Annotated in this window: 27 protein-coding genes; 12 read left to right on the plus strand and 15 right to left on the minus strand. The window is 68.3% G+C overall.

The features are described from left to right. Nucleotides 1-25: 25 nt before the first annotated feature. The gene (locus tag FG94_RS11635; RefSeq protein WP_152570949.1) at nucleotides 26-2,863 is read left to right on the plus strand and encodes a pitrilysin family protein; all 2,838 of its coding nucleotides are present in this window, start codon (nucleotides 26-28) and stop codon (nucleotides 2,861-2,863) included. 6 nt (nucleotides 2,864-2,869) lie between these two features. Here FG94_RS11635 and FG94_RS26015 read toward each other — a convergent pair whose 3' ends face one another. From FG94_RS26015 to FG94_RS11655, 4 genes are all read right to left on the minus strand, one after another. After that, nucleotides 2,870-3,424 carry a hypothetical protein gene (locus FG94_RS26015; protein WP_051996520.1) on the minus strand — a complete coding sequence of 185 codons (555 nt, stop codon included), beginning with the start codon at nucleotides 3,422-3,424 and terminating at the stop codon, nucleotides 2,870-2,872. 77 nt (nucleotides 3,425-3,501) lie between these two features. Next, nucleotides 3,502-4,623: a type IV pilus twitching motility protein PilT gene (locus FG94_RS11645; protein ID WP_036211411.1), complete on the minus strand. Its 1,122-nt coding sequence runs from the start codon at nucleotides 4,621-4,623 to the stop codon at nucleotides 3,502-3,504. 121 nt (nucleotides 4,624-4,744) lie between these two features. Beyond that, complete coding sequence (locus tag FG94_RS11650) at nucleotides 4,745-6,487, minus strand: bifunctional diguanylate cyclase/phosphodiesterase (RefSeq protein ID WP_051996522.1); 1,743 nt, start codon at nucleotides 6,485-6,487, stop codon at nucleotides 4,745-4,747. A gap of 73 nt (nucleotides 6,488-6,560) precedes the next feature. Further along, nucleotides 6,561-7,034 (minus strand): DMT family transporter, encoded by a 474-nt coding sequence (locus FG94_RS11655; RefSeq protein WP_036211413.1) that lies wholly within the window; start codon nucleotides 7,032-7,034, stop codon nucleotides 6,561-6,563. Nucleotides 7,035-7,252: 218 nt separating this feature from the next. Here FG94_RS11655 and FG94_RS11660 point away from each other — a divergent pair, with 218 nt between their 5' ends. Next, nucleotides 7,253-8,053 carry a head GIN domain-containing protein gene (locus FG94_RS11660; protein WP_036211416.1) on the plus strand — a complete coding sequence of 267 codons (801 nt, stop codon included), beginning with the start codon at nucleotides 7,253-7,255 and terminating at the stop codon, nucleotides 8,051-8,053. Between the two features lie 42 nt (nucleotides 8,054-8,095). Here FG94_RS11660 and FG94_RS11665 read toward each other — a convergent pair whose 3' ends face one another. Continuing rightward, complete coding sequence (locus FG94_RS11665; protein ID WP_036211419.1) at nucleotides 8,096-8,545, minus strand: copper chaperone PCu(A)C; 450 nt, start codon at nucleotides 8,543-8,545, stop codon at nucleotides 8,096-8,098. Nucleotides 8,546-8,583: 38 nt separating this feature from the next. Further along, nucleotides 8,584-9,126 (minus strand): YaeQ family protein, encoded by a 543-nt coding sequence (locus FG94_RS11670; protein ID WP_036211422.1) that lies wholly within the window; start codon nucleotides 9,124-9,126, stop codon nucleotides 8,584-8,586. Nucleotides 9,127-9,263: 137 nt separating this feature from the next. Here FG94_RS11670 and FG94_RS11675 point away from each other — a divergent pair, with 137 nt between their 5' ends. The 8 genes from FG94_RS11675 to FG94_RS11710 all read left to right on the plus strand — a co-directional run bounded on the left by FG94_RS11675 (nucleotide 9,264) and on the right by FG94_RS11710 (nucleotide 17,155). Beyond that, nucleotides 9,264-10,295, plus strand: a complete 1,032-nt coding sequence (locus FG94_RS11675; protein ID WP_036211425.1) for an NADP-dependent oxidoreductase — start codon at nucleotides 9,264-9,266, stop codon at nucleotides 10,293-10,295. 113 nt (nucleotides 10,296-10,408) lie between these two features. Next, a complete protein-coding gene (locus FG94_RS11680; RefSeq protein ID WP_051996524.1) occupies nucleotides 10,409-10,975 on the plus strand; it encodes a hemerythrin domain-containing protein in 567 nt (188 codons plus the stop codon). Nucleotides 10,976-11,121: 146 nt separating this feature from the next. After that, the gene (locus tag FG94_RS11685) at nucleotides 11,122-11,460 is read left to right on the plus strand and encodes a KGG domain-containing protein (RefSeq protein ID WP_051996526.1); all 339 of its coding nucleotides are present in this window, start codon (nucleotides 11,122-11,124) and stop codon (nucleotides 11,458-11,460) included. 133 nt (nucleotides 11,461-11,593) lie between these two features. Beyond that, complete coding sequence (locus tag FG94_RS11690; protein ID WP_036211428.1) at nucleotides 11,594-12,148, plus strand: M48 family metallopeptidase; 555 nt, start codon at nucleotides 11,594-11,596, stop codon at nucleotides 12,146-12,148. 113 nt (nucleotides 12,149-12,261) lie between these two features. Beyond that, nucleotides 12,262-13,554, plus strand: a complete 1,293-nt coding sequence (locus FG94_RS11695; protein WP_051996527.1) for a hypothetical protein — start codon at nucleotides 12,262-12,264, stop codon at nucleotides 13,552-13,554. 8 nt (nucleotides 13,555-13,562) lie between these two features. Further along, complete coding sequence (locus FG94_RS11700) at nucleotides 13,563-13,994, plus strand: phosphate ABC transporter substrate-binding protein (protein WP_036211431.1); 432 nt, start codon at nucleotides 13,563-13,565, stop codon at nucleotides 13,992-13,994. 4 nt (nucleotides 13,995-13,998) lie between these two features. Then, complete coding sequence (locus FG94_RS11705) at nucleotides 13,999-16,707, plus strand: EAL domain-containing protein (RefSeq protein WP_081925940.1); 2,709 nt, start codon at nucleotides 13,999-14,001, stop codon at nucleotides 16,705-16,707. 64 nt (nucleotides 16,708-16,771) lie between these two features. Continuing rightward, nucleotides 16,772-17,155: a response regulator gene (locus FG94_RS11710; RefSeq protein ID WP_081925941.1), complete on the plus strand. Its 384-nt coding sequence runs from the start codon at nucleotides 16,772-16,774 to the stop codon at nucleotides 17,153-17,155. An 8-nt stretch (nucleotides 17,156-17,163) separates the two neighbouring features. On the opposite strand, the gene FG94_RS11715 is transcribed toward FG94_RS11710, so the two are convergent. The 3 genes from FG94_RS11715 to FG94_RS11725 are packed head-to-tail and all read right to left on the minus strand — an operon-like array spanning nucleotide 17,164 to nucleotide 18,716. Further along, a complete protein-coding gene (locus FG94_RS11715) occupies nucleotides 17,164-17,826 on the minus strand; it encodes an RNA polymerase sigma factor (RefSeq protein ID WP_036211437.1) in 663 nt (220 codons plus the stop codon). Nucleotides 17,827-17,837: 11 nt separating this feature from the next. Then, nucleotides 17,838-18,173: a cupredoxin family copper-binding protein gene (locus tag FG94_RS11720; RefSeq protein ID WP_229445923.1), complete on the minus strand. Its 336-nt coding sequence runs from the start codon at nucleotides 18,171-18,173 to the stop codon at nucleotides 17,838-17,840. 9 nt (nucleotides 18,174-18,182) lie between these two features. Further along, nucleotides 18,183-18,716 carry a DUF4142 domain-containing protein gene (locus tag FG94_RS11725; RefSeq protein WP_051996530.1) on the minus strand — a complete coding sequence of 178 codons (534 nt, stop codon included), beginning with the start codon at nucleotides 18,714-18,716 and terminating at the stop codon, nucleotides 18,183-18,185. A gap of 215 nt (nucleotides 18,717-18,931) precedes the next feature. Between FG94_RS11725 and FG94_RS11730 the strand changes: the two genes are divergently transcribed. Then, nucleotides 18,932-20,779, plus strand: coding sequence for a glycoside hydrolase family 13 protein (locus FG94_RS11730; protein ID WP_036211440.1), 1,848 nt, complete (start codon nucleotides 18,932-18,934; stop codon nucleotides 20,777-20,779). Then, nucleotides 20,773-21,702 (plus strand): PfkB family carbohydrate kinase, encoded by a 930-nt coding sequence (locus tag FG94_RS11735; protein ID WP_036211443.1) that lies wholly within the window; start codon nucleotides 20,773-20,775, stop codon nucleotides 21,700-21,702. Before FG94_RS11730 ends, FG94_RS11735 begins: the two co-directional genes overlap by 7 nt. Here FG94_RS11735 and FG94_RS11740 read toward each other — a convergent pair. The 6 genes from FG94_RS11740 to FG94_RS11765 all read right to left on the minus strand — a co-directional run. Then, on the minus strand, nucleotides 21,679-22,833 hold the full coding sequence (locus FG94_RS11740; protein ID WP_036211445.1) for a DUF1501 domain-containing protein: 1,155 nt from the start codon (nucleotides 22,831-22,833) through the stop codon (nucleotides 21,679-21,681). The two genes, FG94_RS11735 and FG94_RS11740, sit on opposite strands and share 24 nt — an antisense overlap. A 1-nt stretch (nucleotide 22,834) precedes the next feature. Next, nucleotides 22,835-24,205, minus strand: coding sequence for a DUF1800 family protein (locus tag FG94_RS11745; RefSeq protein WP_036211448.1), 1,371 nt, complete (start codon nucleotides 24,203-24,205; stop codon nucleotides 22,835-22,837). 90 nt (nucleotides 24,206-24,295) lie between these two features. Continuing rightward, a complete protein-coding gene (locus FG94_RS11750; RefSeq protein ID WP_036211570.1) occupies nucleotides 24,296-24,850 on the minus strand; it encodes a TIGR00730 family Rossman fold protein in 555 nt (184 codons plus the stop codon). 19 nt (nucleotides 24,851-24,869) lie between these two features. Then, complete coding sequence (locus tag FG94_RS11755) at nucleotides 24,870-25,565, minus strand: TetR/AcrR family transcriptional regulator (RefSeq protein ID WP_027866088.1); 696 nt, start codon at nucleotides 25,563-25,565, stop codon at nucleotides 24,870-24,872. Nucleotides 25,566-25,640: 75 nt separating this feature from the next. Next, nucleotides 25,641-26,114 (minus strand): phasin family protein, encoded by a 474-nt coding sequence (locus FG94_RS11760; RefSeq protein ID WP_036211451.1) that lies wholly within the window; start codon nucleotides 26,112-26,114, stop codon nucleotides 25,641-25,643. Nucleotides 26,115-26,183: 69 nt separating this feature from the next. Further along, nucleotides 26,184-26,648, minus strand: a 465-nt coding sequence (locus FG94_RS11765; RefSeq protein WP_036211573.1) for an IS1595 family transposase, incomplete at its 5' end; no start/stop codon positions are given.

The following is a 26,648-nucleotide window of genomic DNA, read 5'->3' on the forward strand; positions in this document are numbered from 1 at the left end:
TTCTCTATTGTAAGGATCCGATTGCATGAAGATGTCTCCCCTGCCCCTCTTGCTGGCCGCGTGCTTCACGTCGACCGCCCTGTTCCCCGCGCACGCCGCCAAGCCGGCAGTTGCCAGCCAGGCGGCCGGCCTGAAGGTGGACTACCAGAAGTTCACCCTGCCCAACGGGCTGGACGTGATCTTCCATATCGACCGCTCCGACCCGGTGGTGGCCGTGAACCTGACGGCGCACGTGGGCTCGGCCCGTGAAAAGGCCGGCCGCACCGGCTTCGCCCACCTGTTCGAGCACCTGCTGTTCCTGGAATCGGAAAACCTCGGCAAGGGCGGCCTGGACAAGATGAGTGCGCGCATCGGCGGCTCCGGCGCCAACGGCTCGACCTCGCAGGACCGCACCAACTACCTGCAGACGGTGCCCAAGGACGCGCTGGAAAAGATGATCTGGGCCGAGGCGGACAAGCTGGGCTGGTTCATCAATACCGTCACCGATCCGGTGCTGGCCAAGGAAAAGCAGGTCGTCAAGAACGAGAAGCGCCAGGGCGTGGACAACGCGCCCTACGGCCACACCCGCTACGTGATCAACAAGGCCCTGTATCCGCTTGATCACCCGTACAACTGGCAGGTGATCGGCTCGCTCGAGGACCTGCAGAACGCCACCCTCGACGACGTCAAGGAATTCTTCCGCCTGTGGTACGTACCGAACAACGTGACCCTGGTAATCGCGGGCGACTTCGACCCGGCCCAGGCCCGCAAGTGGGTCGAGAAGTATTTTTCCGAGATCAAGCGCGGCGCGCCGATCGAGGCCATGGCCAAGCGCCCCGGCGTCGTGAAGCAGACCGTCAAGCTGGCCCACGAAGACAATTTTGCCAAGCTGCCCGAGCTGACCATGGCCTGGCCGACGGTCGAGGACCTGCATCCGGATTCGTATGCGCTCGAAGTGCTGGCCGAATACCTGTCGCAGACCAAGCGCGCCCCCTTCTACCAGGTGCTGGTGGAAGACAGCAAGCTGGCCCCGAGTGTCCAGTCAAGCAACCAGACGGGCGAACTGGCGGGCCAGTTCATGCTGCGCGTGCGCGCCTTCGAGGGCAAGGCGCTGGACGACGTTGCCGGCGCGATCGGGCAGGCCTTCGCCAAGTTCGAGCGGGAAGGCATCTCGGAGCGTGACCTGAACCGCATCAAGGCCGGCCTCGAGACCCGCTTCTACAGCTCGGTATCCAGCGTGCTCGGCAAGTCGGCCCTGCTGGCCGAGTACAACTACCTGACCGGCAACCCGGGCTATGTCGAGGAAGGCGTCAGGAAGACCCTGGCCGTCACCACCGCCGACGTGCGCCGCGTGTACGACACCTACATCAAGGGCAAGCCCTATGTCGCCACCAGCTTCGTCCCGAAGGGCAAGCTGGACCTGGCCCTGAGCGGCTCCGCCAAGGCAGACGTGGTCGAGGAAAAAGTCGTGCAAGGCGCCGAGGACAAGGTCGAGCCGAGCGCGAATGCCGAATACACCCGCACCCCGTCCGCTTTTGACCGCAGCAAGGAACCGCCCTACGGCGCGGCCCCGAGCGTGAAGGTGCCGCAGGTATGGGACACGAAGCTGGCGAACGGCATGCGCGTCTACGGCATCGAGAACAAGGAAGTGCCGCTGGTGCAGTTCGACATCGCGATCGACGGCGGCCTGCTGCTCGACAATCCGGACAAGGTGGGCGTGGCCAACCTGATGGCGCGCCTGATGACCCAGGGCACGGCGAAGAAAACCCCGCAGGAACTGGAAGAAGCCATCTTGCAGCTGGGCGCGAGCATCAACGTCTTCGCCCGTACCGAGGACGTGCGCATCAGCGTCACCACCCTGGCCCGCAACTACGCGGCCACGGTCGACCTGGTGCGCGAGATCCTGCTCGAGCCGCGCTGGGACGAGAAGGAGTTCGCCCTCGTCAAGCAGAGCGTGCTGAGCCAGATCCGCCAGCAGGAAGCCGACCCGAACGCACTCGCGAGCAGCAATTTCAACAAGCTCATCTACGGCAAGGGGGACATCCGTTCGCGCAACATCCTCGGCACCAGCGCGAGCGTGAACGCGATCAGCATCGAGGACCTGAAGGCCTACTACCGCGCCAACCTGTCGCCGTCAAACGCGCGCATGCACGTGATCGGCGCGCTGCCGAAGGATGCCGTGGCGCGTCCCCTGGCCGCGCTCAGCCGCGCCTGGGAAGCCAAGCCGGTCGCCCTCCCCGCAGCCAGCGCGGCGCGCGGCGAAGCGCCCGGCAAGGTCTACTTCGTCGACGTGCCGGACGCCAAGCAGTCGGTGCTGCACATCGGCTACCGCGCGCTGGCGGCGACCGATCCGGACTACTACCCGGCCACCGTCGCCAACTACATCCTGGGCGGCGGCGGCTTCGCCTCGCGCCTGACCCAGGAACTGCGTGAAGGCAAAGGCTACACCTACGGCATCCGCTCGAGCTTTGCCGGCAGCAAGAGCGCCGGTCCCTTCATCATCGCCAGCGGCGTACGCAGCAACGTCACGCTCGAGTCGACCCAGCTGGTCAAGAAGATCCTGCAGGACTATGCTCCGACCTACTCGGCAGCCGACCTGGAGACCACCAGGAACTTCCTGGTCAAGAGCAATGCGCGCGCCTTCGAGACGGCCGAGGCCAAGCTGGGCATGCTGGACAACATCAGCAAGTACGGCTGGCGCGCCGACTACGTCAAGGACCGCGAGCGCATCGTCAAGTCGATGACGCTGCCGCAGGTGCAGGCCCTGTCGCAGAAGTACCTGGATCCGTCGAAGATGGTGTGGCTGGTGGTGGGCGACGCCAAGACCCAGCTGCCGCGCATGAAGGAGCTGGGCTTCGACGAGCCGGTGCTGATCGAGCGCTGACCACGCTTACCCGCAGGTCTCGACATAGCCGACCGCCGGCTGGCGGCCGGCACGTATCCTGGTGAGCTTGCCGCCCTCCTCTTCCAGCACGATGGCGGCACTGCCGTCGGCGCTGGGAACACTGATGGTATGGCCATTCTCCACGTACTTGTGGGGCGCTAGCTGCGCGTCGGGATAGCGGGCCCGCAGCTGCGCGAGCGTGTCGCCGACCGCCAGGCCGAGTACATTCGGGGTACCGGGATCGGCATCGGCGCGCGTGACGGTGCCGCTCTCGACCATGAAGCGCAGTCCGGGCAGCGTGGCGAAGCGCACCATGCTGCAGGCGGGATCGAAGGATTGGGGCAGGCTGGCCTTGCCGGCCGCCGCTTCCGCTTGCGGAAGCGTCATGCCAAAGCGGATCGGGCCGAACCCGGCATCGCTCAGGCGCGGCGGCGCCTCAGCGGCAGCTCGCGGGGTAGGAATCGATGCGCTGCCGGCGTCCGTGCCCTTGCCTGGCGCCGGCGCGCGCTCCGTGCATGCGCTCAGCAGCGCCAGCGCTGCAAGCAGAAGAATGTGTCGCACCTGCGCTCCTTTCGGCCATCCGGTTTGTCGCCGACTATACCGGAATCAGGCCGGGAGGCAGGCCTGCCTGCGCCGACCTAGACCATGTCCGCAAACCCCACCCGGTCCGTGGTGGCGTTGCGCGCATCCTCCACCCGCACCTTGTGCGAGGCCAGCAGCCCTTCGAGCGAGGCGTTCATGGTATGGCAGCCCGGATCGCGCCCCAGGTTCATGTGGGCGCGGATGGCGCCGACGTCGCCCGCCTCCAGCATGCGCATCACGGCCGCGCTGGGCGTCAGGCATTCGGTGGCCAGGTGGTAGCGGTTGCCTTCCACCGACGGCAGCAGCGCCTGGCACAGCACGCCGCGCAGGGCGTGCGCAAGGGCCTGGGATTGGGCTTCCGAATTGCCGAGCAGGCGCAGCATCTTCTGCAGTCCCAGTTCGGTCGAGCGCGCATGCAGGGTGGCCAGCACCAGCGGGCCGGATTCGGCCAGGGCCAGGGCTTCCTGCGCGGTCTCGGCGTCGCGGATCTCGCCGATCACGATCACGTCCGGGCGCTCGCGCAGCGCGTCCAGCGCACCCAGGTAGTAGCTGGCCACGTCGGCGTCCTCGCCCACTTCGCGCTGGGTGATGATGCACTTGCGCTGCGGGATCAGGGTCTCGACCGGGTCTTCGATGGTGATGATGTGGCCCGAGCGCTGCTTGTTGATCTCGTCGATCATCGAGGCGATCGTGGTCGACTTGCCTTGACAGGTATCGCCGATGATCAGGACGAGACCACTGACCAGTCGCGCGAATTCCTGCTCGTCCGGCCACAGGCCCAGTTCCGACAGCGCCAGCGGCTCCTTCGGGAAGCGGCGGATCACGCAGCCCAGGCGCTTCTTGCCCTGGAAGCTGAAGCAGTTGGCGCGGATGCGCGCCGTGTGCAGGTCGATCGAGCGATCGAAGGCGCGTACCGCGATACGCTCGGCCCAGTTCGGCTCGATGACGTCGAAGAATTCCTCCAGCTCTTCCTTGGTGATGGGCGAATCGGTCACCGCCACCAGGCCCTTCGGCTGGCGCAGCATCAGCGGGCTGTTCTGGTGAATGATGATGTCCGAGAACACCAGGCGCGAATTCAGCAGGTGCAGGATCTGCTCGACCAGGGTCCCGAATACCGGGTGGTCTTCGTTCTCGATGTACGACAGGGTGGGGATCTGCGAGGACTGGTGGTATTCCATCTGGCCGGCACATGGCAAAAGTTAAACAGTGCCGGACATTATAGAACCATGCATATCAAAAAGATTGCAAATCTGAAATAAAATTGTTCGTGGTGCTACAACGCCGCAACGCTGGTCGTCGCTATACGAACAGGTGCTTGTATTGCGCCTGGTAGTACCAGTCGACCAGCTTGTCCGGACGGACCGGCTTGCTGATGAAGAAAACCTGCCCCAGGTCGCAGCCGATGTTCGCCAGCAGCTTGATGCCGGCCTGCGATTCGATGCCTTCTGCGATCACGGTCATGCCCAGCTTCTTGCCGAGCGCGATCACGGTCTCGGTGATGGCCAGCGAGCGCGGGTCGGTATCGATGTTGTGGATGAAGGACTTGTCGATCTTGAGCTTGTTGATGGGGAACTGGGACAGGTAGCTCAGGCTGGAATAGCCGGTGCCGAAATCGTCCAGTGCGATGCTGACGCCGTCGCCCTTGAGCCGTTCCAGCATCTTCGCCGCATCTTCGACGTCGCTCATCACGGCGCTCTCGGTCACCTCGAACTCGATGCAGGACGGGTGGATGCCGCTTCTGCGGATGATGGTGGCGGCGCGCTCGCTGAAATTCTTCTCGCGGAACTGCACCGCCGAGACGTTCACCGCCATGCGGATGGCGGGCAAACCCAGTTCGCGCCATTTTTCATGCTGCCGGCAGGCTTCCTGCAGCACCCAGTCGCCCAGCACCGTGATCAGGCCGATGCGCTCGGCGGCGGCAATGAAGCGCTCCTGCGCGCCGGGCGCGGTAGGGCCGCCGCGCCAGCGCAGCAGCGCCTCCACGCCGACGAAGCGCTTGTGGCTCAGGTCGATGAAGGGCTGGTACACGAGCTCGAAGTCGCTCTCGGCGATGCTGCGGCGCAGCCGCTGTTCGAGGTCGAAGGTCTGCCGGGCATGCAGGTAGATCTCCTGGGTGAAGAACTGGCAGCGGTTGCGGCCGGCATTCTTGGCATGGTACATCGCCGCATCGGCATGGCGGATCAGCGTATCGAGCTCGTCGCCGTCTTCCGGGTAGATGCTGATGCCGATGCTGGGCGAGGTCTTCAGGTCGAGCGTGTCGATCCGGTAGGGTTCGCGCAGGGTATGCAGCAGCTGGGTGGCCATGTGCAGCACCGCGTCGTCGGTCCGGATATCGGCGAGGATGGCGACGAATTCGTCGCCGCCCAGGCGCCCGACCAGGTCGTTGCCGCGCAGCCCGTCCTTCAGGCGCTGCCCGACCTGCTGCAGCATCCGGTCGCCGATCGTGTGCCCATAGGTATCGTTGATCGGCTTGAAGCGGTCGAGGTCGAAGAACAGGATGGCGATGCGGTCCCCGTGGCGCTTGGCCGAGGCCAGCAGCTGCGCGCCCAGCTCGTAGACCAGGGCCCGGTTCGGCAGGCCGGTGAGCGGATCGTGGCGGGCCGCGTGCAGGACCCGCCGCTCCGCTTCGCGCCGTTCGCTGATGTCGGCGATATGGCTGACCACCAGGCGCCCGCCCGGCACGTCGGCGAGCGCCAGGCTGGCTTCGGCCGGGAACAGGCTGCCGTCCTTGCGGCGGCATTCGATTTCCTGGATGTCGCCGACCTGCCCCACCGCGCCGCGGTGGAACAGGTTGTCGAGTCCCCCGCCCCGCAGTTGCCGCAGGCCGTTCACGACCAGTACCTCGTAGGACTGGCCGATCAGCTCCTGCGGCGCGAAGTCGAACAGGCGCGCCACCGAGGCGCTGGCGAACTGGATCCGGCCGTCGTGGCCGATGCCGAGGATGGCGTGGACCGAGGCCCCCAGCACGGCGCGCAAGGTATGCTCCCTGCCCTGCAGGTCGGCCAGGTAGGCACGCGCCTTGTTCTCGGACCGTTCCAGCACCGCGGCCAGGCGCCTATCTTACGCCCGCAGCGTCAAGACAGCGTTAACGGAGATGCGACGCGTGCGCCGCGGCTCAGTGGCGCAGGCCGGCCAGGATGCGCTCGCCGAACAGGGTGACGGCCACGCCCAGCGCGACGATGCAGGCGCCCAGCACCCGCACGCCCGACACCTTGCGTATCGCCATGTTGACCAGCCCGAAGTGGTCGATCGCCATCGAGGTGATCAGCTGGCCGGCGATCACCAGCACGATCAGGCTCAGCAGGCCGATGCGCGGCGCCAGGAACACCGTGCCGAAGACAAACGCCGCGCCCAGGAAGCCGCCCGCGAACTTCCACAGCGGCTGGCCGGCAAGCGCGGCGAAGGTTGGGCCCAGCCCGCCGCGCGAGAATGCGACCCCGGCCAGCACGATGGTGCCGCAGGCAAAGGAGACCAGGGCGGCGACCACCGAGTTGGCGCCGATCGATGCGGCCAGCTGGGTATTCACGGCCGCCTGGATGGACATGGCCATGCCGACGCAGAAGGCCATCAGAAGGAAAATCAGGTTCATTGCTACCTCCGCCGGATGCATACCGGGGCAAAAAGCGCACGATTCTAGTGCAATCCGGGCGTTCGTGATAGCCATGCACGCCGCATGGAGCGCGACAGCCTGTCCTGCCTGGGTGCATTCTGGACAGTGGACCGTGCGCTTCGTCGCATCCGGGATGCGCCGGGCCCGGCCTTTGCCTAGGATGACAGCATCGACAAACGCTTCGACAGGAGACAAGCATGAACAAGACCTCTTCCCGCCCGGCCGGCATCCTGCGCGCCATTCTGCTTCCCACCCTGGTGGCCGGCGCCCTGGCCGCAGGTCTGGCCACGACGGCCACCCCGTCGCTGGCCGCCAGCTGGTCCTTCGGCGGCGAGCGCGTCGAGGGCAACGGCAGCATCAAGCGCCAGGCGCGCCAGGTATCGCACTTCACCGGCCTGGCCCTCGAAGTGCCGGGCAAGCTGGAGCTGCGCATGGGCGACAGCGAAGGCCTCACGATCGAAACCGACGACAACGTGCTGCCGCTGATCGAGACCGTGGTGGAGAACGGCACCCTGAAGATCCGCCCGGCCAAGCGCAACCTGAACCTGCGCACCAGGAACCTGAAGATCGTCGTCAACGCACGCCAGATCGAGCGCCTGGCGCTGGGCGGCTCGGGCTCGGTGGATGCCGACCTGCTGCGCGCACCGCGCCTGAACATCGACCTGGGAGGCTCGGGCCAGATCAATGTGCGCCAGCTGGACAGCGACGCGGTCTCGGTCACGCTGGGCGGCAGCGGCGACTTCAAGGCCGGGGCCGGCCAGGCGCGCAAGCTGTCGGTGTCGATCGGCGGCTCGGGCACCGTGGACATGGGCCGGGTGCAGGCCGACAACGCCAGCATCAGCGTGGCCGGTTCGGGAGAAGCGACGGTGTGGGCGCGCCACGAGCTGAGCATGACCATCGCCGGCTCGGGCGACGTCAACTACTACGGCGACCCGCGCGTCAGCAAGTCGGTCGTGGGTTCGGGAGATGCGCGCCGGATCGCGGCGGCGCCGCGCTGAGCGGGTCCACGGGATGGCCGGCGCGGCCGGCCATCGGGAACATCAATGTCCGGCGTGGGCGCTGTGGCTCAGCGGCCGCACCGGCGCCTTCACCTTCACGTCCTGGCGCTTGCCCGCCGCGTCCTCTACCCGCAGGGTCAGCTCGACGCTCTCCCCTTCCTTCACCTGGCGCTTCAGGTCCATCAGCATGATGTGGTAGCCGCCGCTGGCCAGGTCGACCGGCTTACCCGCGGGCAGCTCGATCGCGTCCACGCGGCGCATGCGCATGGTCTGGCCTTCCATCGCCATCTCGTGCAGCTCGGCGCGGCCGGCGACCTCGGTCTGCACGCCGACCAGGCGCCCGGGCGCCACGGACTGCACGCGCATGAAGGCGCCGGTCACCTTCTGGGCCGGCACGGTGGCGCGGATCCAGGGTTCGGACACGCTCACCTGGGCGAACGCGGAAACCGACAGCAGGCTGCCGGCGAGGAAAGCGAGGAAGCGATGTTTCATGGCGACGAATGTGAGGAAGTGGACTGGGAATTATAGCTTCACGGGCCGCCGCGCAGGTATTCGCGCTCGACCAGCACGGTATCGATGCCGTCGGTCAGCCACACCTGGCCGTCCTGGATCGTGCACTGCAGCTGCATGTTGCGCTTCGCCATCTTCTCGAGCTGGACGCTGGCCTCGTTCGGAATGTTGACCACCGCGACGTTCTTCGCCCGGTCGATCTTGTTGGCCAGACCCCTGAACCAGATGTCGCTGGTGGCGCTGTAGCTGTACACGAGCACCTGCTCCGAGCGCCCGGCCGCCTTGAGAAGACGCTTCTCGTCAGGCTGGCCGACCTCGATCCAGGTCTGGATGGCGCCGGTCAGGTCCTTCTGCCACATGGCCGGCTCCTCGACGTCGAACAGGTCCTTGGTGAACACGAGCGCCGGGTCCGCATGGAGTGCGAAAGCCAGCACCCGGATCATCACGCGCTCGTCGGTTTCGGACGGATGGCGCGCGATGGTCAGGGTGTGGTCGCCGTAGTAGTTGCGGTCCATGTCGGCGATCGACAGGTCGGCCTTGTAGATGGTTGCCTTGAGAGCCATAGGGGTGTGATCGGGTTGCGTGGGGGTGGAAAAGCCCGCTATTGTCGCACGCGCCGCACGGGACCGGTATAGGAGCGGCGCTCCAGAAGCGGTATAGTCACGTTGCCAATATTGTCCAACTTGTAGCGGAGACTCCCATGACCAATGCCTTCCCCCCGAACCAGCAGTTCCTGCTCGCCGCCCGTCCGCTCGGCATGCCGCGCAACGAGGACTGGCAGTTCCACGAAGAAGCCGTGCCCGAGGCGATCGACGGCGGCATCGTCGTCAAGGTGCTCTACCTGTCGCTCGACCCGGCCATGCGCGGCTGGATGAACGAGGGCAAATCCTATATCCGTCCGGTGGCGATCGGCGAGGTGATGCGCGCCGGCGGCCTGGGCGTGGTGGTGGCGTCGCGCTCGCCGCGCTTCGCGGTGGGCGATCACGTGGCCGGCGGCACCGGCGTGCAGCGCTACTGGTCCGGCCAGGCCGACGACAAGACCGCCGCGTTCACGAAGATCGACCCGCGCATCGCCCCGCCGACCGCCTGGCTCAACGCCCTCGGCATGCCCGGCATGACGGCCTTCTTCGGCCTGCGCGAGGTGGGCCAGCCCAAGCCCGGCGAGACCGTGGTGGTCTCGGGCGCGGCCGGCGCGGTCGGCATGACGGTCGGCCAAGTGGCGAAGAAGATGGGCTGCCGCGTGGTAGGCATCGCCGGCGGCGAGGAAAAGTGCCGCTTCGTGGTCGAGCAGCTCGGCTTCGACGCCTGCATCGACTACAAGGCGGGGTCCGTGCATGCGGGCCTGAAGGAGCACTGCCCGCAGGGCGTGGACGTCTATTTCGACAACGTCGGCGGCGATATCCTGGACACCGTCCTCACCCGCATCAACATGAAGGCGCGGATCGTGATCTGCGGCGCGATCTCGCAGTACAACGCCACCAGCCAGGTCAAGGGCCCGGCCAACTACCTGTCGCTGCTGGTGAACCGCGCGCGCATGGAAGGCATGGTCGTGTTCGACTACGCGCCACGCTATGCGGAAGGCGTGGCGACGCTGGCCGGCTGGATGCAGGAAGGCAGCGTCAAGAGCATCGAGTACGTGGTGGAAGGCTTCGAACGCTTCCCCGAGGCCCTGCGGATGCTGTTCGAAGGCAGAAACCTCGGCAAGCTTGTGCTCAAGGTGGCGGAAGCCTGAGCCCTCCCAGGTGCTTCTTGATCCAGGCAAGAAGCACCGCATGATTGACTGAACTTCTCTCCTCGCGGCGCGTCTATATCCATTTGGTGCGCACATTGTCTTGCGAGGTGAACATGGCTCAGTTTCCACAAACGAGCGCAGAGCCGCCCGGCGGCATCCTGGCCCAGCTGCGCGCCGACCATGCGCAGGTGCGCGCCCTGTTCCACGCCTTCGCCATGTTCGACCGCGAAGAAGAAGCGCAGCGCGAGCGCGTGGTCGACGAACTGTGCGATGCGCTGACCATGCACGCGCTGCTCGAGGACGAACTCTTCTACCCGGCGCTGCGCGGCGCGGTCGACGACGGCCTGCTCGAAGACGCGGCGCTGGAACACGACAGCACGCGCGAGCTCGTCCTGCAGCTCGCCGCCCTGTTCCCGGACGACGAGTACTTCGACGTCTGCGTCGCGGTGCTGGCCGACGAAGTGGAGCGCCACGTCGCCTTTGAAGAGAACCTGCTGTTCCCGGCGCTGGCGCGCGCCGGGGCCGACCAGCAGGCCCTGGGCCTGCGCCTGCGCACGCGCCGCGCCCAGCTCGAATCCGACCTCGCCAGCGCGCCGCCCGCGATCGACGGCATCGAGCCGCGCGGCCTGCTGCGCGGCGGGACCAAGCGCATGCGCGAGCGGCGTTCGCGTCCACGCTAGCGCGCGACGGGCCGGTGCGCCGATGCCGGTCCCGGCGCGAAGGAACTTACGCTTTAGCCTTCTCTCTAAACGGCACGAGCGCATCCATACGCGCTCGCGGTTCCCACATCGGACTTTGACACCTCAGGGCACACAAGGAGAGCGACATGGCGACAAGCAAAGAGAACGGCAAGGGCAATGCCCAGAAAGGCGGCGCGGGCAGCAGCCAGGCGCCGGCCAAGCGCGGTTTCGCGGCAATGGACCAGAACCAGCAGCGTGAAATCGCCAGCAAGGGCGGACAGGCGGCACACCAGAAAGGTACCGCGCACGAGTTCGACTCCGAAGAAGCACGCCGCGCCGGCCAGAAAGGCGGCGAGGCAGTCAGCCGCAACCGCGCCCACATGGCCGACATCGGGCGCAAGGGTGGCGAAAGCCGGCAGTCGGCCCAGCGCGCCGCCGCCGCGGCCAAGAACGCCGGCAACCGCCAGGGCGAAAAGGAGAGCTGACCAGCTTTCCGGCCACTAGCCCTGTTCACCCATCCTGCTGAAACTTCCCCACGATGCATCCATACCACGGCGCCAGCCGGCGCCGTGGTCCTTCCGACACCGCGCGCCGGCGCCATGGTACATTGCCGGCCCTATGCACAAGCTTCCCTACCTCACGGCCTATCCCGACACCCTGCGCGCCCAGGTCGGCCAGCTGATCGATGCCGGCCAGCTCGGCGCGGTGCTCCTGCAGCGCTACCCCGAGGCCCATGGCATCCGCACCGACAAGGCGCTCTACGCCTATGTGCAGGGGCTGAAGGACGACTACCTGCGCCAGGCCGAGCCAGTGGTCAAGGTCGCCTTCGACAGCAAGATCCACGTGGTGCAGCACGCGCTCGGGCTGCACACCGCGATCTCGCGCGTCCAGGGCAGCCGCCTGAAGGCCAAGCGCGAGATCCGCATCGCCAGCGTGTTCCGCGACGCCCCGCTGCCCTTCCTGCGCATGATCGCGGTGCACGAGCTGGCCCACCTGAAGGAAAAGGAGCACGACAAGGCCTTCTACAAGCTGTGCTGCTGGATGGAGCCGCACTACCACCAGCTCGAGTTCGACCTGCGGCTCTACCTGACCTGGCTCGACCTGGGCGGGCGGCGCCTGTGGGGCGCCGGCGCGGACCCCGTTGCCATTGAACAACAAAGCTTGTCAGATTAATTCGTTGCGTTGTGCAAACATCTCGACTTTGCCTGTCGCGTTGGGTAAAGTCTGTCGTCGTTTTCCCCCTCGCGGGGCCTGTAGTTCCGCCCCGCCGCACAGCAACCCGAACCATGACGTACCAGTTTTCTTTCCCCTGCACCGCGCTGCCGGCTGCCCTGCGTGGCGGCGTGCTTGCCTTGGGCCTGATGGCCGCCGTGGGCCGCGCCTTCGCGGCGACCGGCGAAGCGGCAGCCGCCGATACCGCTGGCGCGCCGGCATGGAAGTTTTCCGGCTTCGGCACCCTCGGCGCCGTCTACGCGAGCGTGCGCGACGCCGACTTCAGTTCCACCGTCCTGCGCGCCAATGGCGCCGGCCGCAGCGAAGCCTGGAGCCCGGACGTCGACAGCCGCCTGGGCGCGCAGCTCGACCTGTCCCTGGGCCGCTGGTCGGGCGTGCTGCAGGTAGTGAGCGAGCAGAACATGGAAGGCAACTACCGCCCGCGCGTCGAATGGGCCAACGCCAAGTACCAGGCCACCCCGGACCTGGCGCTGCGCGTCGGGCGCATCGCCCTGCCCGTGTTCCTCGCGGCCGATTACCGCAAGGTCGGCTATACCATGGCCTGGGTGCGGCCTCCGGTCGAAGTGTACGGCGGCTTGCCGATCTCCAGCAGCGACGGCATCGACGCCACCTGGCGCTGGGGCAAGGGCGATACGCGCCATGCCACCCAGGCCTTCATCGGCCGTACCGACACCCGCTTGTTCGGCGACCGCCGCGTGGAGGCGCACGGCATTGCCGGGCTGTCCCACAGCATCGAGCGCGGCGCGCTGAGCGCACGCGTGTCGGCGCTGACCGCCCACCTGACGACCGGGCTCGCGGCGGACGTGTTCGCCGGCATGCGCGCCTTCGGCCCGCAGGGGGTGGCGCTGGCCGAGCGCTATGCGATCGAGCACAAGCGCGTCAGCATGGTCAGCGCCGGCTTCAGCTACGATCCGGGACAGTGGTTCCTGAACGCCGAAGCCGGGCACGCCCAGACCCACTCGCTGCTCGGCCGGACCACCACCATGTACGCCGGCGGCGGCTACCGATTCGCCAGCCTGACGCCCTACCTCGGCTTCGCCAAGGTGCGCGCGCACGGCGCCACCCGCGACCCGGGCCTGGCGCTGGCCGGACTGCCGGCGCGGGCCCGGGCGACGGCCGCCGCGCTCAACGCCGGCCTGAATGCCTACCTGGCGACGATCCCGATCCAGACCACGCTCAGCACCGGCCTGCGCTGGGACCTGGCCACGGGCGCCGCCCTCAAGGTCCAGTACGACCGCCTGCGGCCGACCGACGGTTCGCGCGGCACCCTGATCAACACGCCGTCCAGCTTCCGCTCGGGCGAGACCGTGCACGTGGCGAGCGTGGCCCTCGACTTCGTCTTCTGAGGCCGCGCATGGGTATCCGCTTCCGACACCTGATGGCTGCCGCCGCGCTCGCACTGGCGGCGTGCGCCGACGCCTCGGCCGAACTGGTCGTGATCGTCTCGGCACGCAACCCGCTGCCGGCGCTGTCGCCCGACCAGGTCGCCGCGATCTTCCTGGGCCAGGCCGGGCGCTTCCCCGGCGGGGGCGAAGTGGTGGCGCTCGACCAGCGCCTCGGCTCGAACGAACGCGAGCAGTTCTACGCCCAGGTCACCGGCAAGACCCCGGCCCTGCTCAAGGCGCACTGGTCGAAGATGGTCTTCACCGGCCGCGGCCAGCCGCCGCGCGAAGCCAACGACAGCGCCAGCGTGCGCCGCCTGGTGGCCGACAATCCTTCGATGATCGGCTACATCGACCGCGCCGCGCTGGACGCCAGCGTGCGTCCGGTGCTGGTGCTGCGCTGACTCCATGAACGACATGGTCCAGCCCATCATCGCCAGGCCGCCGCATGCGCGCCGCAAGGCCTTGCTGGGCTGGCTCGGGCGCGGACTGGAAACCCACATCTCGCTGCCGCTGTTCGCGCTGCTGCTGGTGGCGGCCCTGTGGACCACCGCCGTCCACATGATCCGCGCCGAGGAGCGCGCCGCGCACGCGGCGGCCCGGGAAGCCACGCGCGAACTGGTCGACACCTACGAGGCCCAGATGGCGCGCAGCCTGAGCGGCATCGACCAGACCCTGCGCGTGCTGCAGTACGCGGTCGAGACCAACGGCCCGGACGCCGCCCTGGGGGCGATGAGCGCCAAGGGCCTGCTGCCGCCAGGCCTGGTGTTCCAGGTCGCGATCATCAGCGACGGCGGCCGCGTACTGGCGAGCAATCCGCACAGCCGCCCCGGCGGCGACGTCTCGCGCGCGCCCTGGTTCGCCCGGCACCGCGACAAGGACAGCCCTGCACCTTACGTCAGCACGACCGTCGGCCGGCGCGAGCCACACGTGGTGTTCTCGCGCCGCATCAACACGAGCGACGGCCGCTTCGCGGGTGTCGCCACCGTCGCCGTCGACCCGGCATTCTTCACCAGCTCCTACGAACACTCGCGCCTGGGAGGGCGCGGCCTGCTCGGCGTCGCCGGCAGCGACGGCATCGTGCGCGCGGTACGCGTCGGCGAACAGGTCTCATGGGGCCAGCGGGTGGCCATCGGCAAGGACGACGACATCGTGCTCGGCCAGGGCGGGATCGACCGCGAACGGCGCTACACCAGCACCCGCGCCCTGGCCGGTTTCCCGCTGGTGGCCGTGGTCGGCCTGTCCGAAGCCGAGCAGATGGCCGCATTCCACGCCCGGCGCCGCGCCTGGCTGCTCGGCGCCGGCGCCGGCACCGCCCTGCTGCTGGTCGTCGTCACCCTGGTCAGCGCCTGGTCGTGGCAGCTGGCCAAGGCGCGAAGGCGCGAGCGGCTGGCCCAGGAAACCTATGCCGCCGCCTCCGAGGCCAGCCTGGACGCCTTCTTCGTGTTGCGCACCATTCCCGGCGCGCACGGAGGCGTCATGGACTTCCTGATCGAGACCACCAACACCCGCGCCGAGCAGCTCACCGGGCTGGCCAAGGAGCGCATGCAGGGCCGGCGCATGTCGGCGCTGCTGCCGACCCACCTGGGCATCGGCATCTTCGACGACCTGTCGGCGGTGGCGACCGACGGCGTGGCGCGCGAGGCCGAGTGGCTGGCCCACATGCTCCCCACGGAGGACCGCTGGCTGCACCGCCAGGTGGTGCCGGTGGAAGGCGGCGTGGTAGCGATCGTGCGCGACATCACCGAGCGCAAGCTCGCCGAGCAGCGCATCCGCCACCTGGCGCACCACGACGACCTCACCGGCCTGCCCAACCGCAGCCTGCTGCGCGACCGCCTCGGCCATGCCATCCGCGACGCCGAGCGCAAGGGCCACGCGGTGGGACTGGCCTTCATCGACCTGGACGGCTTCAAGTTGGTGAACGACGGGCTCGGCCACAACGCCGGCGACGAGCTGCTGAAGGTGGTGGGCGCGCGCATGGGCCGCTGCCTGCGCCGCAACGACACCCTGGCGCGCTTCGGCGGCGACGAATTCGTGATCCTGCTGCCCGACATCTCGGGCGACCCGATGGCGATCACGCCGCTGCTGGAAAAGGTGCGCGAGGCCGTCACCGAGCCGGTCGAGGTCGAGGGCCAGGAGGTGCAGGTCAGCTGCAGCATGGGCGTGGTGCTGTACCCGCGCGACGGCGAGGACGCCAACACCCTCATGATGAACGCCGACGCGGCGATGTACCGCGCCAAGGAACACAAGGACAGCTTCCAGTTCTACGCCAGCGAGATGAACGCCAGCGTGGAAGAGAAGCTGGTGCTGCTCGAAGGCCTGCGCGCCGCGCTCGAGGCTTGCCTCGATCCGTGCTGCAAGGGCGAACGCTGCCAGTTCCAGCTGCTGTACCAGCCGAAGGTCGACCTGCGCACCGGCCGCCTGTTCGGGGTTGAGGCTCTGATCCGCTGGAAACACCCGGAACAGGGCATGATTTCGCCGCTGCGCTTCATCGGCCTGGCCGAAGAGAGCGGCCTGATCGTGCCGCTGGGCGAATGGGTGGTGCGCACCGCCTGCGCCCAGGGCGTGGCCTGGCGCGCGGCCGGGCTGCCGCCACTGAGCATCTCGGTCAACGTGTCGGCCCGCCAGTTCGAGGAAAAGCGCCTGGTCGAGCGCATCGCCGGCGCCCTGCGCGACTCCAAGCTGCCGCCGGAAGCGCTGGAAGTCGAGGTGACCGAGAGCTCGATCATGCGCGACCTTGGACGCGCGGTGGACAAGATGCGCGAACTGAAGGCCATGGGCGTGTCGCTCTCGATCGACGACTTCGGCACCGGCTATTCGAGCCTGTCGGCGCTGAAATCCTTCCCGATCAGCCGCCTGAAGATCGACAAGAGCTTTGTCAGCGACCTGGCCGACAGCCTCGATGACCAGGCCATCGCGATGGCCGTGATCTCGCTGGGCCACAAGCTGAACCTGCGCGTCATCGCCGAGGGCGTGGAAACCGAGCAGCAGCGCGACTTCCTGCGCGCCAACGACTGCGACGAGATGCAGGGCTACCTGTTCAGCCGTCCGGTGCCGCCCGAGCGGATTGCGGAACTGCTGGCCGAAAGCGCCGCCATGCCCTTGGTGCTGGCCTGAGACGCTGCCCGCCGCGCGCACGATCGGTGCGGCGCTCGTCCATGCCGTTTGCTAGCATGCGGGCATGACAATCAAGGTACTTTTGGTAGATGACCTGCTGCTGGATGTCGCCCTGACGCGCCGCGCCATGGAGGACTGCAAGCTCGCGCACCGCATCGTGGTGGCCAGCGATGGCGAAGAGGCGTACCGCCTGCTGGGCGAGGCCTCTTTCGACCTGCTGCTGCTCGACATCAAGATGCCGCGCGTCGACGGTTTCGAACTGATGGAACGCCTGCGCGGGCGCGCCGCCGGCCACCTGCCGGTCATCGTCCTGTCCGGCTCGGCGCTGGAGACCGACCGTACGCGTGCCGATGCGCTGGGGGCGATCGAGTACGTGCACAAGGCGTTCGACTATGGAGAATTCCGGCACGCGCTGAAAGCCGCCCTCGGGCGGCACGGTTTCTGCTGACGCCCCTCTCAGACCCGGGCCAGCACCGCCGCCACGATGCGGTCGCAGCGGGCGCCGTCGAAAGCAAAGGCCGAGGCAGCCGCCTCGTCGAAGTCGCGCGCCAGCGCCGTGCGCAGCATGGCGCGTGCGCGGAAGAAGCAGCTGCGCACCGTCGCTTCCGGAATGCCGAGCGCCGCTGCCGTCTCGCCGGCCGACATGTCCTCGACCGCACGCAGCACGAACACGGTGCGCAGCCGCTCGGGGAGTGCGTCGATGCGCGCCTCGATCAGCCGGCGCGCTTCCAGGCGGAGTGCGGCTTCCTCGGGCCGGTCGGTCGCGGCCCCCGGGGCATCGTCCATGGCGTCCTCCTCGCTGCTGGGCACCAACCGCAGGATGCCGTCGCGGCGCTGCTGCCTGCGCAGCCTTGCGTTGGCTTCGTTCACCACGATGCGGGTCAGCCAGGTCGAGACGCTGGCCTCGCCGCGGAAGGACGCGGCCTTGCGGTAGGCCAGCAGGTAGGCTTCCTGCACCACGTCCTCGGCCTCGGCATCGTCCCTGAGGATGCTGCGCGCGGTGCGGTACAGGCGCTGGTTGTGGGTGCGCATGAGCAGCTCGAACGCACCCGGCGCGCCGGCCGCCACCAGCGCCATCAGTTCCGGCCCGCCCGCCGCGGCCACGCCCGCCTCGCCCATCGTTCGCCTCCTCAACGGATCACCAGCGTTGCCCGCATCGTGCGGTGCAGCGTGCACAGGTAGGGATAGCGTCCGCGCTGCGCCGCCTTGAAGCTCCAGCTCGCGCCGGCCGCGATGGCGGGCGAAGCCGGCCCGCCCTTGCTGTCCGCGGTGGCGGTATGCGGGAACGGATCGCGGTTGCGCCAGACCACAGTATCGCCCGCCCGCAGCTCCAGCGTCTCGGGAATGAAGCGCATGCCTTCGATCACGACGGTGTGCACCGCCGGGGCGCCGCGCGCCGCGTCCCCAGGCACGGCGATCGCCAGCGTCAGCGCCGCCATCCAGGCGGCCATCGAACGCGCGATCATGGCGCGCCCCTACCTGAGCGAAGCGTCGAGCTGCTTCGCATGCTCGAGGTGCGCCACGAAGGCCGTGCGCACCTTGACCAGCGTGTCCTTCAGCTCGGCGTTCCTGGCGTTCGGGATCAGGGTCTTGTCGAGCGCATCGATCACCGCCTGGTGGTAGCGCACTTCGTGCGCGACGTAGGCCTGGTCGAATGCCTTGCCTTCGAGGGCCTTGAGCCTGGCCAGGTTGTCGCTGCCGCCCTGCTTCAGGCTCTTGCCCAGTTCACTGTCGCGTGGCGTCAGCTTCAGCTTCTTCACCAGGGCCAGTGCCTGCTTGTTGACGCCGCTGTGGTCGGTGACCATCTGCCTGGCGAAGGCCTTCACCTCGGCGTTGCTGCTGGTCTTCCCGGCCAAGTTGCCGGCGTCGATATCGACCTGGTTGGCAGCGACGACGATGCCGGCAATCTGGGCGTCGTCCGGGAGGGCCTGGGCCAGGGCGGCGGCGCCGGCCAGCGCGAGCGCAGCGGCGGCCGCGCCGGCAATCAGCTTGTGTTGCAAGGTATGCATGGTGGTCTCCTCGATCAAGGTCCGTGTATTGCGTCCTTCCCGACATTAGATGCCACGTGATGCGCTGCTGTTGCATGCCGCGTTCCGGCCTGCGCTTGTCTCTGCCGCCACCGGCATGCTGAAGAAATAAAACTACTTTTTAGGCGTAACGAAGATTGTTCCTAGCAATATATTCTGTTACTTTACTACATCGACAACTTCTTGATGGGGGTTCGGTGTACCGGTTCATCCTTGCGATTGCAGCCATCCTGCCAGCTGCCTGGGCCAGCGCGGCCCCTTACCAGATCCAGCACGTCGAGCCGCCCAACTGGTGGGCCGGCATGAAACAGCCTGGCCTCCAGTTGATGGTACATGGCGAAAAGATCGCCGAACTGGCCCCCGCCCTGGCCCGTCCCTACCCGGGCGTGCGCGTTACCGGGGTCGAGCGTACCGACAACCCGAACTACCTGTTCGTGAACCTGGCCATCGGCAAGGACGCCCGGCCGGGCGAACTCCAGCTGCAATTCCGGCGCGGCAAGGAACTAGTTACCAGCCACACTTACCGGCTGGAGCCGCGCCGCCCGGGTTCGGCCGAGCGCCGCAGCTTCGGCGCCGGCGATGCGATCTACCTGCTCATGCCGGACCGCTTCGCGAACGGCAACCCGGCGAACGACCAGGCCGGCATGCTCGAAGGGGCCGAGCGCGCCAACCCGGTGAAGCGCCATGGCGGCGACCTGGCCGGCATGCGCGCCCATCTCGACTACATCCGCGACCTCGGCTTCACCATGGTCTGGCCGACACCGGTGCTGGAGAACAACCAGCCCTCCTATTCCTACCATGGCTACGCGCTGACCGATTATTACAAGATTGACCCGCGTTTTGGCAGCAACGAGGAGTTCCGCGACTACGTCGCCGCCGCGAAGGCGAAGGGCCTGGGCATCATCCACGACATCGTGCTCAACCACATCGGCACCGGCCACTGGTGGATGCGCGACCTGCCGGCGCGCGACTGGATCAACCATGGCACCACGTTCACGCCCACCAACAACCAGCATACGGTGGCCCAGGACATCCACGTGGCGCCGGAAGAAAAGGCGCGCTTCTTCGACGGCTGGTTCGTCGAGACCATGCCCGACCTGAACCAGCGCAACCGCCTGGTAGCGCGCTACCTGATCCAGAATACGCTGTGGTGGATCGAGTACGCCGACCTGTCGGGCATCCGCGAGGACACTTATTCGTACTCCGACAAGGATTTCCTGAACGAGTGGAACCGCGCCGTGGCCGCCGAGTACCCGCACATGAACGTGGTCGGCGAGGAGATGGACGCGCGGCCCTACATGGTGGCCTACTGGCAGAAGGGCGTCGTCAACCGTGACGGCTATGCGTCCGAACTGCCGACCGTGATGGACTTCCCGCTGTCCGATACCGCTAGCGAGGCGCTGGCCGAGCCGGAGTCGTACAACAAGGGCCTGATCCGGATCTACGAGACCGTCGCGGCCGACTACCTGTATGCCGACCCGATGCGCCTGATGGTCTTCCCCGACAACCACGACCGGCCGCGCATGCTGGCCACGGTCGACAACAAGGTCGAGCTGGCGAAGTCCAACCTGATCCTGATGGCGACCACGCGCGGCATCCCGCAGGTGTTCTACGGCACCGAGGTCCTGATCAGCAGCCCGAAGCAGCGCGACGACGGCGTGCTGCGTGCCGACATGCCGGGCGGCTGGGCGGACGACCGGGTGAATGCCTTCACCGGCGCCGGCCTGTCGCCGGCCCAGCGCGACATGCAGGGCTTCGTGCGTACGCTGTTCAACTGGCGCAAGACCAGCTCGGCGGTCACGCAGGGCAAGCTGACCCATTACCTGCCGAAGGACGGCAGCTACGTCTACTTCCGCCATGACGGCAAGCAGACCGTGATGGTGGTGCTGAACAAGAATGCCGGCGACACCCGCCTCGATCTGGGGCGCTTCGCCGGCATGATCAAGGGCGCGCGCAGCGCCACCAATGTCCTGACCGGGGCTCGGGTGGACCTGGGCGCGCCGCTGGCGCTGCCGGCCATGACGTCGGTGGTGCTGGCGTGGTAAGCGCCGCCGGCAGGCGGGTGCTGGTGGCCGGCGGCGTCGGCATCGACACCATCGTGCAGGTGCCCGCGCTGCCGCTGGCGATGGCCGATTCGATCCACGTGCCACCGGTCGTCGACTATGTGGCGCACACCGGCAACGGCGTCGCCCTCGGGCTGCTGGCGCTCGGCCACCACCCGGTGCTAATCGACTTCATCGGCGACGACCCGCAGGCGCAGCTGATCCACGCCCGTTACCGCGAGCGCGGCCTGCCCTTCGACTACCTGGTCCACCCGAGCGGGACGCGGCGCAGCGTCAACCTGGTCGCCCCCGACGGGCGCCGCCTGTCGCTGTACGACGGCCGCCACCCCGACAGCGTGCGCATGCCGCGCACCTTCTACCTGTCGCGCATGCAGGAGGCGGAACACGTCCACCTGAGCATCATGCCCTGGGCGGCAGCACTGTTCGACGACGCCGCCGCGCTCGGCCTGCCGGTATCGACCGACCTGCACGACTGGGACGGCAGCAATCCCCATCATCTGGGCTTCGCACGGCGTGCCGACCTGGTCTTCCTGAGCGCCGCGGCGCTGGGCGGGCGTGTATTCGACACGATGCGCGCCATCCTGCGCGAGGGCCGGGCGCGGCTGGTCGTGGCGACTGCCGGCGCGGCCGGCAGCCATGTGCTGGAACGGGGACAGGAGCGAATCCGGCACACCGCCTGCGCCATGCTGGACGGGCCGGTCGTGGACAGCAACGGCGCCGGCGACGCCTTCTCGTCTGCCTTCCTGCACGCCTGGTTCGAGGGCGCCACGGTGGATGAATGCATGCGCACCGGGGCCATCGGCGGCGCCTTCGCCTGCCGCTTCCACGGGACGGCCGAGCGCAGCCTTGGGCTGGACGAGCTGGCGCGGTATCGCGCCGGCTCAGGCCTTCAGGAGGCGCGCTAGGGCCTTGCCGCCGGGCGCATCCGGGAACAGGGTGCGCGCCATGCGCTGCGGATCGATCCGGAACGCCTCGGCGCAGGCCTGGGAAATCAGGGTGTCGAGACCCAGCGTCGGGCGCAGGTCGCGTCCCTCGAACAGGTCCCCCGGGGCCAGGCCCGGCCAGTCCGCCACGACCCGGCCGCCCTGCACCGCGCCGCCGAGCAGCATGGCGGCCGCGCCGGTGCCATGATCGGTGCCGCCGGTGCCGTTGGCCGCCGCCGTGCGGCCGAACTCGGTCGCCACCAGCACCACGGTATGGTCCCAGGCGGCTCCCAGACCCTGGCGCAGGCCGGCCACCAGGGTATCCAGGTTGCGCAGCTGGGCCGCCAGCCGGCCGGCCTGGCCGCTATGGGTGTCCCAGCCGCCGGTCTCGATCATCGCGATGCGCGGACCGTCCGCGCGCGCGAGAAAGGCGGCGGCCATGCGTCCCAGTTCGCCCGGCTCCTGGCGCCTGGCCTTGCCATCCATGCCGCCTGCCATGCCGCGTGCGTCCATGGCGGCGGACCACAACGCATGCAGCTGGGGATCGTTCGCATACAGCTCCTGCACGCGCAGCATCAGGTCCTCGTTCGCGTCCGGCAGGCCGGACGGGGCGTAGGACGGCACCGGCAGGCTTCCCCGCAGCGCCATCGGCACGGTCGGGGCGAAGGCGATGGCGCGCCTGCCGGGCTGCGACAGCAGGGCCACCAGGCGGTTCATCCAGCCATCCTTGAGCGCGTAGGCGGCGCGCCCGCCGGTTTCGAGGATGTTCTGGCCGTCGAAGTGCGAGCGCTCCCGGTAGGGCGAGGCCACGGCGTGGAAGAAGCTGGCCTGGCCCGCGCCGTACAGCGCGTGCAGCGTGGCCAGCGACGCATGCAGCGCGAAGCTGCCGTCGAGCCGGAGCGCGCTTTCCGGCGCGATCGCCAGCGCGCCGCGCAGGCGCGCATAGCCCGGATCGGCGGTCGGGATCACGGTATGCAGGCCGTCGGCCGCGCCGCGCTGGATGATGAAGACGAAGCGCCGCTCGCCCGGGATGGCGGCGCCGGCGAAGCTGAGGCGCGGCCCCGCCAGCAGCGCGGCGGCGGCGGCCAGGAAGGCGCGTCGGTCGAGACTCATCTCATCTCCTCAGGAAGTCGGGGGAAGCCAGCAGCAGCGCCAGCGCCGTGGCCGGGCTGTCGGCACGGGCGATCGCCTGGCGCGTGCCTTCGGCCAGGCCGGGCAGCACGCGCGGCGCCAGCGCGCGCGCATCGACCCGGGCCCCGGCCTGCGCGCCGAAGCGCTGGGCGGCTTCGACGCGGCGCAGCAAGGCGTCCGGCGCGGCCCAGGCGGCGGCCGTGTCGCCGTAGCCGGCCGGCGAACCGGGACGCCATACCGGCTGCCCGAGCTGGTTCATCAGGCCGGCTGCCTGCTGGTCCGGCATCTCGCGCCGCTCCAGCGCGCGCAGGCTCGAGATGCCCCAGTCCCAGGGCGACTTGAACTTGCCGGGGCCCGGCGCCCAGGTTTCCGGCGCCATCGCCAGTTCGCGGTAGACGCTGGACAGGTCGCCACCGGTCGTGCGGAAGACCGCGGCCAGGCGCAACACCAGGCTCGCCGGCGGCTCGTCGGCCACGAAGTGGCGCGCCAGCTTGAGGGCGATGTGGTCGGCGGTGGCCGGCGCCGCGGCCAGGTCGCGCAGGACGGCGCGCGCCTGCTCCTCGCCGCCGGGCGCATAGCTGCGTCCCGCCACCAGCCGGCCGCCCGGTTCGTGCAGGGCCTGGGCGAAGCGAAATGGCGCGCGCTCCTGCGCAGGCACGGCCCCGCCGCCGTCCTCGGGCAGGGTCCAGCCGGTGAGCGCGCGCGCGAGTTCGCCGACGTCGCGCTGGGTGTAGCCGCCGCGCACCCCGAGCGTATGCAGTTCGAGGATCTCGCGCGCCAGGTTCTCGTTCAGGCCCGCGTTGTTGCGCTGCCTGAGCCGGGCGCGCCGGCCGGCCGGACTGTCCGGGCCGGTGGAGCGGGCCTGGTCCAGGTAGACCAGCATGGCCGGATGGCGCACCGCCGACACCAGGAGCTCGTCGAAGCGTCCCAGGACGTGCGGACGGATGGCGTCGCGCTCGAAGCTGCCGGCCAGTCCGGTCACGGGCCCCTTGTCGACCGACACCGCGAAGTGATTCGACCAGAAGTGCACCAGGCGTTCGACGAAGGGCGTGGGGGTCTGCAGGGCGCTGGCGACGCGCGCCCCGATGGCGGCGCGGTAGGCCTCGGCTTCCTTGCGGCGCCAGGCTTCGCGCAGGCCGGCGCGCTGGTCCGCCGGCGCCTGGCGCTGCGCGCGCTCGTGCGCGACCCAATCGGCCGCGGCCTGTGCGCTGTGCGGCAAGCGGCGCCAGGGCGCCGGCAAGGGATCGTAGGCATCCAACTGCGACAGCAGCCAGCGGCGCGGGTCCGCCGGCGCCCCCTCATCCGGGCGGGCGCCGAGGCCGAAGCGGTTGAGGGCGATCGATGCAGGGGTCATGGGGCGAAGGAAGGTGGACGATACCGGTATTCCGTCTGACGGGGCAAAAAGTTCCAGCTATTTTCTTCCGCCCCGCATGCGGGGCTCGCCTCAGGCGGCGGGAGCCGCGGCCGCGCGCAGGCTGCGGATCAAGGCGCCCGGGTCGGCATCGACCCGCATCAGGCCCACGTGTTCGGGCCGCACGAAGCCTTCCGCGCTCTGGTGCTGCACGAAGCCCACCAGGCCGTCCCAGAAGCCGTTCGCATTGAGCAGGCCGATCGGCTTGGCGTGGATGCCCAGCTGGGCCCAGGTCAGCATCTCGAACAGCTCTTCCAGCGTACCCATCCCGCCCGGCATGGCGATGAAGCCTTCGGACAGCTCGGCCATCATGGCCTTCCGTTCGTGCATGTCCTTAACCACGAACAGGCGGGTCAGGCCGGCGTGGCCGACTTCGCGCTCGACCAGGGCTTTCGGAATCACGCCGGTGGCTTCGCCGCCCAGGCGCAGCACCTCGTCGGCGATCACGCCCATCAGGCCGACCTTGCCGCCGCCGTAGACCAGGCCGATGTTGTGCTCGACCAGCGCGGCCGCCAGGCCGCGCGCGGCATCGGTGTAGATCGGATTGACGCCGTGCGAGGCGCCGCAATAGACGGCCAGGGTTTTCATCGTCATGGAGCTAAAAAATTTACAGGAAATCGGCGCCGGGCCGGGCCTCGGCGGACAGCTTCTTGAGGTATTCCTCGGACAGCTTCTCGAACAGCAGGCGGGTGTCGCCGCGCAGGTAGGGGCCGAGCATCGCCAGCACCTGGTAGCAGCCGCGCGCGAGCGCGTCGGCGATCGCCTGCTGCTCGCTGTACTTGCGCGGGTTGCGCACGTATTCGTAGGACAGCCAGTAGGTCGCCACCACCACCATGTTGGTGGCCATCGCACCGATCTGCTGGTCGCCCGCTTCCAGCGAGCCTTCGCTGCGCAGGTCTTCGCACAGCTGGCGCGCCACCTTGATCTTGTGGGCCAGGATCGCCTTGAAGTGCAGCTCGAGCTTGCGGTTACGCGACAGCAGGTCGTTCAGGTCGCGGTAGAAGAAGCGGTAGCGCCAGATCAGCTCGAACATCAGATGCAGGTAGAGCCACACGTCTTCCATGTTCGAACGGCGGCCGGCCGGCACCGTGAGGATGCGTTCGATCTCCGCCTCGAACTGGACGAAGATCGAGTTGACGATGTCGTCCTTGTTTCGGAAGTGATAGTACAGGTTGCCGGGCGAGATGTTCATCTCCTCGGCAATGACCGTCGTCGTGATGTTCGGCTCGCCGAACTCGTTGAACAGCCTGAGCGAGAGCTCGAGGATGCGTTCGCGGGTCCGGCGCGGAGCTTTTTGTTGCATGAAGGGCGAAGTTTGTGATTCCAGCCGCGAGGATAACACCAAATGGTGTCAATGAAACAGCGTTGAAATGCGTTCTCAGGCGCCTTCTTCTTCCTCGGGTTCGTCCGGCTTCGGCGCACGGCGCGTACGTTTTTTCGGGGCCACTGCCGCCGGCAGGCGCGCGCTGAGCTCCGCCAGCATCATCTCGAGCTCGTCGACGCGGCGGCGCAGGGCCTCGACCTCGCTCGCGGCCGGCACGCCAATGGTCGCCAGGGCGCGCGCCACGCGCTCCTCGAACACCTGCTCCAGCTTGCCCCAGGAGCCGCTGCTGCGGCGGGTGGCCCGCTCGGCGGCGCGCGCCACGGTGCCGGAGGCTTGCTCGACCTCGCGCGCGCGCTTGGCCAGCACGCTGCCGTCGCGCACCAGGCGCGTGAACGAGCGCCCGCCCTCGCCCGCTTCCTGGGCCTTGGCGAAGGCCCCGAGGCCCGCCTGCCAGATCTGCTGGGCCGATGCGCGGACGGCGCGCGCCAGCGCTTCGTCGTCGTCGGCCACGGGAAGTTTCTTGCTCATGATTTCCTTGCGAATCCTGTGCGGTCCATTCTAGGCACGCACGCTAGAAACAGGATTCTAAAGGCGCTGTCACCGTTCGGTGTTGAACATACCTAAGGCCATTCGCAGCATCTTGCCGGCTGACCGGACTCGCCCGCCGTCGACGGCCCACCGCCAGCCGAGATAATTGGGCAGATAACGTGAGGCCACGCCATTGAAGCGCGCCAGCCATTGGCGGAAGCGTCGGTGGTAGGCATTGACGTTCTGGACATGGACGGCGCCGCGCACCCGTTCGCCGGCCCGCAGGTTCACCGCTTCGTGCGAGATGGCGGCCGTGCGAGCGAACGCCTTGTAGGCCGGATGGGAATCGGTAACCAGCAGCACATCCCTGTCCAGCACCGGCAGCAGGCAGCGGTGTAGCTGGGCCGTGGTGACGGCGCCCCGGCCGGTAATGAAATCGAAGGTGGCGCCGGTGCGGTCGCGGGCGACCAGCACGCAGACGTGTTCACCGTTGATGCCGCGTCGGCTGGCTACACCTGCGCGCTTGCGCGGCGG

The sequence above is a fragment of the Massilia sp. LC238 genome, from assembly GCF_000735635.1.
GTDB lineage: Bacteria > Pseudomonadota > Gammaproteobacteria > Burkholderiales > Burkholderiaceae_D > Telluria > Telluria varians.